At 54.6% G+C, this 1,519-nt stretch carries 1 protein-coding gene; it reads right to left on the reverse strand.

Going from position 1 to position 1,519, the window contains the following annotated elements; all coding sequences use genetic code 11:
• Positions 1 to 94: 94 nt before the first annotated feature.
• Positions 95 to 1,455 (reverse strand): IS1182 family transposase gene (locus ACTRXI_RS16275; RefSeq protein ID WP_474264282.1). Its coding sequence is split into 2 segments (ribosomal slippage): positions 95 to 888 and positions 888 to 1,455, totalling 1,362 coding nucleotides; the frame shifts between segments, so codons are not numbered across the junction.
• Positions 1,456 to 1,519 lie beyond the last annotated feature (64 nt).

Raw genomic sequence — 1,519 nt, forward strand, 5'->3', positions numbered from 1 at the left:
CAGATTGTTGAGAAACAAAATAAAAGCGTCATGTTTGTTCGTGGATCGTTCGATCCACGTTCTTTTTTGGCTGGTGCCTCAAAAATGTTGCCCTCTATGTCGCCTGGTTGGCGAGAACGAGGGCCATTTTTTTCATATTCTGGCAGGTAGCGGTCAGATATGCCTGTTCCTGCACAGACGAGTGTCCTCGGCATCGGGCATACCGAAACGCATGGAGTTCCTTGGCGTCTCCAAAACTGCGTTCCACGGTCTGGGTCCGTAAGTGGTACAATGCTTTCCCGGTGTTCGTCCGTTTCCGGGCGCGGACCCGGTCCTTGAAGTCTTCCCATAAATGCCGGCTCACCACCCGGGACGTCGCCGATGGGGAGAAACAATCCTCCCGCAGCGGGCAGCCCTGGCAGTCCTGGGGGCGGGAACGATAGTGCCGATAGCCGTTCCGGTCCGTCGTGCGATAGGTCAACAGGCAGCCCATCGGGCAGACATACGTTTTTTTCTGCGGGACAAAACGAAATTTGCGTTTCGGCATGTACGGGCCGCTTTTCCCCGGGCGCCGGTATCCCATGACGGCGTAGATGCCCTGCTCCTCGAGTTTTTTGCATAAATACGCGGTGAAGTAGCCGGCGTCGAGCGCCACTGCCTCCACCTGAAAGCCGAATTTGGCCCGTTGGACCTCGAGGCGCTCCAAGTAAGGATCGGCATCATGCACGTTGCCCGGCGTGATATAGGTGTCTGTGATGATGTTATGTTTAGCGTCCACCGTGCGGTGGTCCAGGTAAAAAAACCCCTGTGGCTTGCCATCCCGCATCAAAAAGCCACTATCCGAATCGGTCCGGCTGACCCGGGTCATCGTGGTGGGAGCGGACTTCCCCTCCTTCCGCGGTCCCAATGCTTTTTTCCTTCTGCTTCTCGGTGGGCTTGAACATCTGCTTCCAATTCGTCCAGGTAAACGGGCACTTTGGGCGATTTCGCTTTTCGCAGAAACTTGTTTTTGTTGGCATTGGCTTTCACGTGGGTGGAGTCGGTCAATAAAATCCGCCCGTCGACCAGGCCATGCGCGTCCGCCTGCCGGACGATGGTATCAAAAATGTCCTCGAAGACGGTCGTATCGAGAAATCGGGTCTGCCGGTTCCAGCTGATCGTGGAATGATCCGGAATACGGTCCGTCAATGAGAAACCAAGAAACCACCGGTAAGCCACGTTTGTCTGGAGCTCTTTTTCCAGCTGCCGTTCCGAGCGGATGCCGTAGAAATAGCCAATAAACATCATTTTAAACAAGGTGATCGGCGGAATCGACGGCCGACCGACGGTCGGCGAATAATACGGAGCCAGTTGCTCGTCAATGAACCGGAAATCAATCATCGCATCGATGGTCCGAAGAAAGTGGTCAGCAGGCACGAGGTCTTCCACAGCAACGGTCACTTGATCCAATCGGTGATTTTCGGCTTTGCCAAGCATGGCGATATCGCCCCTTTTCTTTTTAGTATACGACCCTTCGGGGCGCTTGCCTACAAAAAAACTG

This window comes from Marinococcus sp. LNHM4E3-1 (genome assembly GCF_056034405.1).